The 8,138-nt window shown below is 46.6% G+C and carries 3 protein-coding genes; all 3 read right to left on the reverse strand.

Going from position 1 to position 8,138, the window contains the following annotated elements:
• Positions 1 to 37 precede the first annotated feature (37 nt).
• Positions 38 to 4,036, reverse strand: a complete 3,999-nt coding sequence (locus LDL18_RS07915) for a cellulose synthase subunit BcsC-related outer membrane protein (RefSeq protein ID WP_296508467.1) — start codon at positions 4,034 to 4,036, stop codon at positions 38 to 40.
• The gene (gene bcsB, locus LDL18_RS07920; protein WP_296508469.1) at positions 4,033 to 6,351 is read right to left on the reverse strand and encodes a cellulose biosynthesis cyclic di-GMP-binding regulatory protein BcsB; all 2,319 of its coding nucleotides are present in this window, start codon (positions 6,349 to 6,351) and stop codon (positions 4,033 to 4,035) included. The genes LDL18_RS07915 and bcsB overlap by 4 nt, the downstream gene beginning before the upstream one ends.
• Positions 6,348 to 8,138 (reverse strand): UDP-forming cellulose synthase catalytic subunit (gene bcsA, locus LDL18_RS07925; RefSeq protein WP_296508471.1); only part of this gene is annotated, 1,791 nt, incomplete at its 5' end. The genes bcsB and bcsA, both read right to left, overlap by 4 nt.

The following is an 8,138-nucleotide window of genomic DNA, read 5'->3' on the forward strand; positions in this document are numbered from 1 at the left end:
AACAAATCTTTCATAATTAAAGAAAATATGGATTGAATTAATGTTTATCCGGCTTATCCGCATCCATCGCATAGTGAATAGACAGTAATTCACGATATTCGCTGTAAGGGCCAAAGGTCGTTGCTCGAATTTCGCCACCCAAAACAGCCGAACGACTTAATCTGTAACTGACAGCCAGACGACCTTCGTAACCAGCACCACTATGATGCTGGCCGGGGAATTTATTCGCCAGACTATTATTCGCGAGATTGAATTTGTTCATCTGATTTTGCAGATCATGTTCATTCGCGAAGATGTAGTTACTTCTTTCATAGAAGTTCTGATAGCCGGGGGCTAATTCTGCATTTAATTTCCAGCGTCCCAGCGTCCCAGTATAGCGCAGCGGGAAAGCCACACTGATAAAGTGGTTCGGACTGAAATAACCGCCTTGCGCAAAGCTAAAGAAATACTGGTTATTCAAATAATGCTGGTAATTGACGTTTACGCCGATGCTGAAATTAGAAGTTGGCGTATTCAGGAGTGAATAATAACCACCGACATTGGCTTCAACCGCATGGTTTTTCTGAACTCTGGTACCGTTATAGACCCGATAATTACCTTGGGCATAAAGACCACTACCATTGACATCGTAGGATAAACCACCGCCGCCGCCGGTTTTCATCACCGCACCCCATGTCAGCCCCATGACAGGATCAACACTTCCGGCATAAGCAATCAAACTGTCCATGACAGGACGACGTTCCATAAAGATATGGCCAGTCAAATGATCTATAATTTGAGGCGACCAGCTTACGCCGCCTTGAATATTGGTTTTTCTGAAGCCAATTGGGGTCGTGCCGATATCAAGACGGATATCTTTGATTTTAATACCTGCATCAAGGGCGACACCCGAAGCGGATTGATCTTTAACCGGAGCATACATCGCCTTACCACCCGCAGCGATACTGGCGTTAGAGACTAACGGGTTACTACCGAAATAAGGCGCACCATACTGGTCAGGCTGACCTGCGGTTAGATAAACCGGCGTTACCGAGAAGAAGCCCCTTACCCGACTACCCAGATTAGTGGATACTTTGGCATTGAAAGCATATTCATTTAAACGGCTGAGGCCATTCTGACCAGAATGTTGCCTGAATTCGGGCGTACCTTCCAGAACAGTGCCTGTATTCAAAGAAAGATGGTCAATCCCGTCATTGATATCTCGCAATAACGGATCATGACTACCACCATTCAAGCGCGCGGCAGCTGGATAGTTTATTGGATCGGCAACCGCGATGCTTGTATAGGAAGGCGCTTCCAACATCGTGCTTTGACCAAAGGCGCTACCGGGCGAGAAAACATTCCAGCTGTCATATTTCCGTTGCTCGGCCATATCCCGTTTAATTTTTTCCTGACGCTCATCCTCGTCATCGTAATCATTTGACAAGCTGCGGTCAGGGAATACCCGTGTATTCAGGCTATCAAGCCCATTACCAGAAGAACGACTTCCCGTTGTCTGGTTTGGAAAAGGTAAAGCATTTTGGGTCGATGTAAAATTATTGGCAAGCAAAGGCTGCGATGCCTGTGCCTTTTTCGATGATGAGGAAACCGTATTAGCAGCCTTACGCCCTTCATTGTAATCGGCGGTATCTGCTGCCAAGACCTGTCTACTGCCATAGCTATGGCGACTGGCTGGCTTTTCCTCGGATCGATTATGAAAGTTTTCTTCATCCGAAGACGCAAATAAAGGATGGGACGAAAAACCCGATGGCTGCTTTACTGTAGGCTGCTGGGGTTTTTGATAGCTTGTGCCATGAGCAAAGCGATCATTATTCCCGCCAGACGACCGCGCCGAATGATAAGAAGATGTCTGCCCAAAACCATCATCATAATCGTCACGATTATAATGATAGTCATCACGATCTATATCTGCGTCGCTATCAGACGAGGCCATTTCAACCTGACTGCGGGTCTGTAAACGACGGAAATCCTCTTCATTCAGTGCAAAAGGATTATAATTATCGCGCGGAAGATTGGGGGCATCGACCACAATCGGGCTATTGTCATCATTAGCAGCATCAGAAGGTAGATCAGCCGACCGGCCTTGCCGCACCATTCTTTGATAAACGCGATGCGCTTTTTTCAGGTCTTTTAAGGCCTGCTCATCATCACTTTTAGATTTTTCAAAGCGAGCAGAGGCCAAATAAACATATGGGTTACCGGGTGCTACTTTCTTCAAGCGCCGTAAAGCCTGCTCTGCGCGATCATCATTCCCCTGTTGTTGAGCAATCGTTAAACTGTTCAACAAAGCTGACGCATCTCTCGGGTGATTCCGTAGCATATAATGGTAAAGCGATTGCGCTTTATCGGTAAGTCCTGCATCCTGATAAATTCTAGCCAAGACCGGCAAAATGTTATCGCCGCCGCCCGTTTCTTCCCAAGCCTGATGCAACACATCAAAAGCAGGCATATAGAGCTTTTTTTTGCGCATCATATCAGCACGAGCAATCGCCAAGGTGCGGTTAAGCATCTTATAACCATTCTGGTCATGGCTAGACATTTCAGGCGCAATCTGACTGATGAAGTCGCTGGCCGTATCATAATGACCCGTGCGGATCAGAACGGACAAGCTGGCTTGATAGTCATTCGCCTCACCCAAAGGCAAAGATAAACTATGCTCGGCTAAAAACGCTGCATCTTCAACATCGCCCAATTGTAATAAGCCATCGGCAATCATCCCTAGCTGGGAAATACTGCGATTGGGATCATTCGCTAAAGAGCGCAACAGACCAATAGCATCACCACGCCGCCCATAAAGACTCATCCGTTTGGCACGCGCCAAAGCGATATTGATATCAGCAGATTCAGCGATCTGATTAATCAAAGGCGTGCGGGCATCATCAGGGATGCGTTCAATCAGGCTGATAACATGCCGATTATCGCCCATTTCCTGCCAAAAAAGACTGGCGGCATAAATAGCTTCTTCAGAAGAGGCTTGATCTTCCAAAGGTCTAATTAAGCTGACCGCTTCTGGGCGATGTCCTTCCTTTAATAACAGGCGGGCATAATCAAGGCGTAACCATGGATTGGCAATATCATTGGCAATCGCCGTTCTAAAATATTGCTCTGCATGGGCATAATCACCTTGAGACAAGGCACGTCGTGCTTTGATGCTGTTTTCTTGGCTCCGTAAACGGGCGACCGTGACGGCATCGGCAGAATTACCTAATTTGTCGTAAAGCGCCATTGCCTTGTCGAATTGTCCCTGACGCGCATAGATATCAGCCAAAAGGGCATTGGAAACATTAGCATCGCCGCCCTGCTGATTTTGTAATTGCTCTAAAATGGACTGGGCTTTGTCAAGCTGGTTTGCTCGGCTAGCCGCTTGGGCTTCCTCAAAACGTCCATAGAAACGAGCCGAAGACAAGGCATTTGCCCAGCGATAACCGTCTTTATCAGAAGAGGCTTCTTCTAAATAACGGATGGCTTCAGCATAACGATGTTGTTTTAAGCGAATAATACCCAAGCCACCCAAGGCATCCTTGTCATGGGCATAAAGCGCTAAAGCCCGTCTAAAACGCTGTTCGGCAATATCAAGCTGGTTATTCTTAAACGCATTAAAGCCTTCAAGCCGAATACGGCCTGCACGCGCAGAAGGCGTTAGCCCCGTTGGGAAAGAACGGCCACCCTGCCCCGTAACAATTTTGGTCGGAGCATTATTGGGACTGCTATCGCTTTCAGGGGCTGCCGGAATGAAAGTTGATTCCTGCAAGGCCTGTTTGGCCATTTTATTATTAGGGTCAATTTCGAGCAATCTCTGCCACGCATTGGCAGCTAGATCATTCCGGCCTCTATTTTTCCAGAAAATCGCCTGACGCCGCAATAACTGAATAGCACTGCCACTACCTGCGGTGGATCCCGATTTTGCCGTGCCTGCGTTGTTATCCGGCGTTGGGGTCTTGCTGACACTGGCTGGCAAGGGATCTACGGCCATAGATCCCAGCATTATGGCACCAGCCAGAGAGGAAGCGAGAGTAATGCCTGTTATGCGTTTCATTCTTCGGACTCATCGTTTTCTGAAACCTCCGCAGTGGAGGCGTGCTTAAGCCGGCGTTTTTGCTGAATTCTAAGAAGGGTTCCGATCGGAACAGCCAGCAGAAGCGCGACGCATAACGTTAACACAATCATTACTAACGGATGGTTACTAATCCAGTAACCAATCCATAACCAAAATGGAACAGAACCTCGCCAATATAATGATCCGACCTGAAAACTCCGTATTCCATTAATTGTATTCAGGGCAAGATCGCCTTTTATTTGTCCATCATTTTGTTTTTTATCAAAAGCCTGAACAAAATCAGGTAATTTATTCTGGTCTAGGGCAAGTAAAGCAACAGCATCATGGCTTCTATCAAAGGGTGAACGCCATGCCATTAAGCCCTCAAATTCAGGTGAAGAAATCGTCGCGGCGACATCCTGATCAGGATAGGTCGGGACATCAGGGCTAGTCATATGAAGGAAACTGGAAAAACGACTGGATAGCAGACGCTCTTTCAATGTCATATGCTGACCATTCCACCGGACTGGAGCATTTTCCAAAAGATTATTTTCAGCCAAAGCCGAGCCACCAATAATCAGGAGATCCCGCCCTTTAAGACGATCGGGATTAACGCCTTCTTGAACTGCGACACGGGTTACAGCCGCACCGGTGGCACTACCAAAGCGCGCCATCAAACCAAGATACGCCTGAATAGCCCCTGCCGACGGGTGTTCTTCCATCAAAACAGTCGTTTCACCCAAATCGGCTAGCTTTGTGAAAGGATATCCCGAACCGGCAAATAATCCCAAATCAGGCAACCGCGCCAAATGATGCGCATGCATTAGGTTGATACTGCTGTCGGGATCAATCGTTGAACGAACGTTGTTCGGCAAAACAGCCTGACAACGCCCCTTATCGGCTAACTGCAAATCATAGAAAAAGCTAAGATAGTTGTTTGGCGCGATCGTGTAGGCTGGGATGGTGCGGCTTCCGTGATTGCGGATACCGACAGCACCATCACGTCCTAATAATCTATCTATCCATGTTTTTTCACCGATTGGTAAAGTCGAAACGTATTGCGAGTTAAGCGATATATCCAAACGCGAACGTTTTCTATCGAGCCAGCTACCATAAGGATAACGATAATTCACTTTCATTCTGGGGCCAGAATAAGGCCAGAAGAAAAGATCAGGTGCTGATTTGAAATTCACTTCCAAAGGCCCCGGCATAATACTGTTACCGATAAGGTCTTGAGGTGAATGCACTAATTCAGAAAGTTTGACAGGCCGATCAGTTCTAATCCATTTCGGCGCTTCATAAGGCTTGTAGCTCGGAATTTTAACGTCATCGACGACAACACGCTGGCCTTCTAAAGACGCGCTTCGGGTTGCCAAAACGGCCGCCGCCTGTTTTAATTCTTCTCCATTCCGCCCCATGACAACGAGAAGTTGTCCCGTAGCATCATTCGGATTTTTGGCAATCGCAATGGTTGGCCCCGTAATGTGATCGTCCCCTAATCCAGGGATCGGATTACGTCCGGTTGTAAAAACAATCGCGTTTCCGGTTGGGATACCGTCTGACACAGGCGTAAAGGCCGCCCCTTTAAAACCGCGAGAACTACCGATCCATGAAGAAACATATCCGGCCGCTTCTAGCATATCTTCATTGGGAGCAGACCGGAAAACAAATGGCAAATTCAAACGCCCCGTTTCAAAACGATCGAAGAAAGGCGCGGGTAAGCGCTCAAGATCGGCTTGAAGTGGCATTTTAACCATTTCAAGATCAAGAAAAGACCGTTTATTGGAAATATTCATCCACAGTGAGCTATGCACCGGATCTTCACAATCGCGGGTATAATGGCCAATAAAACGCAGATTGATGCGATTTTCACCCGGAAGGAAAAGGGCGGGGTCGACCGGAAGGACAATTTCCAGACCATTTGCATTTTCGCGTAACAGCGGCACCGAGCGAATAACTTCATTATTCACTAAGACAACAAGATGACTAAGGTCACTTAATAAGGCCGGAGAATAGGTGGCGCTAAGGCGCAGACTGGCCTTTGCGACCGTTTCGTCATTTCTAAGCCCGAAAGGAATTCCCATTTCGCCGATGACACCTACCAGATGAATTGTCTGGCCGATTCCCATCGATTCAAAAGAAAGATGTCCTTGATGTGCCGTTGCCGGAACCGGAATATTTTCTAAAGCGCTATCCGATGTATTAACGACACGCTTGGTTTTGACAGCCGCCGCACCAGCTTGCTGATCGTAAGAAACACCCGATAATGTGAGCAACATCAAACCGGCTACGGTTGCTTTTTTGGCTTTTGTCATTTTTTTACTGCCCCCTTCTCATTCTTAATCGCCGCTTTTTTGTTGATCCGTTTTTGGGGACGGTAACGCAGCAAACCAAAGATAATTTTAAGAATGTGTTTCATGGATGCGATGGTTGAAACAGGTTTTTCTTCAGGGCCATAATGCAACCAAGCATCGGCCTGTCCCATCAGTGCCGCGACCAGTTTTTTCTGTTCTGGCATTGAGGCTGCTTCAAATTGCAGACGGACGAGAGAACCGCTTTTGCTCACGATTTTAACCGGTAAAGCAAAAGACCGATTATCTACTTTCATAGAAATTTCGGAAATGCCCCTGTCCGCTAATTCGTAATTTTTGGGTAAGGAAAAGGCTAACCCACCTAACGAGATATTGTCTGTAACACTATCAATGGCATGTCCATCGTCGAAATAGGCGGTAAAAGGCATACGGAAAGGAAAACGGACTGTATTCCTGATCTGTCTGCTTTCATGCGCAACGGCAATGGATGCCAATAAGATAATAAAATTGAAACTTGCCCAAGTCACATTCAGCAACACAACCGAGGGCTGAATGTGAAAATAACTGGAATAAATGAGTTTTATGACACCAACGACTAGACCAAAAAACAAAAAAGCAGCAGTTATAAGGTGCGGGCGAACAGAACGAAGATCAAAATAATTATCTTCCATTCTTTCGCCTTTGTCGGTGACGTTAAAACTACCTTTTTTAGGATTAAATAGAGTAATAAGAGTCGGCTTTATCAAGTGAAAGGCTAAAAGCGTTTCATTGATTTCACCCCAAAAAGGCTGTCTTCTCCCATTACTCAATCTTTCATGCGCCCAGAGTGACAGGAGCAGATGCGGAATGGCATAAGCAAAAACCATGACAGCAGAGGCGTGAATAATACTGGAATTAAACAGGATAAAAGCCAAAGGCGAAATTAAAAAGATGACCCGAGGCAGAGCAAATTGATAATGCAGCAGTGCGTTCATATAACAAAGCCGCTGGGCAATGGTGAGTCCACGCCCCCATAACGGATTATCTACTCTTAGAATCTGCGTCATGCCTCTCGCCCAACGAGCGCGCTGCTTGATATGGGCTAAAAGCGTATCCGTTGCGAGACCTGCTGACAGCCGGATATTGATATAGGCGGTATCCCATCCTCGCCTTTGAAGTCTTAAAGCCGTATGGGCATCTTCCGTCACCGTTTCGCCGGAAAAGCCATTATTTTCTTCCAAGGCTTCGCGACGAAGAATAGCGCAAGAACCACAAAAAAACGTTGCATCCCAAAGATCATTACCCCGTTGCACCGTTCCATAAAACAGCTCGTTATCACCGGGTAATTCGTCACCACCCGGCACATTTCTTTGGATAGGATCAGGGGAATAGAAAAAATGCGGTGTCTGAACCAAAGCCAGATTAGGCTCTTTTTGTAGCCATCCCACCGTTAATTGTAAAAAAGCTCTTGTTGGCACATGATCGCAGTCAAAAATACAGACCAATTCACCCTTGGTCTTTTTTAAAGCAGCATTCAGGTTACCGGCCTTGGCATTCAGATTATCATTTCGGGTTAAATAATGGCAGCCTGCCTCTTCTGCAAAAAGCCGAAATTCTTCGCGATGCCCATCATCCAACAAATAAACATCGAAACGATCTTTGGGGTAATCCATACCCAAAGCCGCAAAGACAGTATTCTGAACGATTTCCAGACTTTCATTATAAGTCGGGATAAAAACATCAACGGTAGGTAATTCGTCATCTTCCCCTGATAACGGGACAACGGGACGCTGCATCGGCCATAATATCTG

The organism is Zymomonas sp. (assembly GCF_020216885.1).
Lineage (GTDB): Bacteria > Pseudomonadota > Alphaproteobacteria > Sphingomonadales > Sphingomonadaceae > Zymomonas.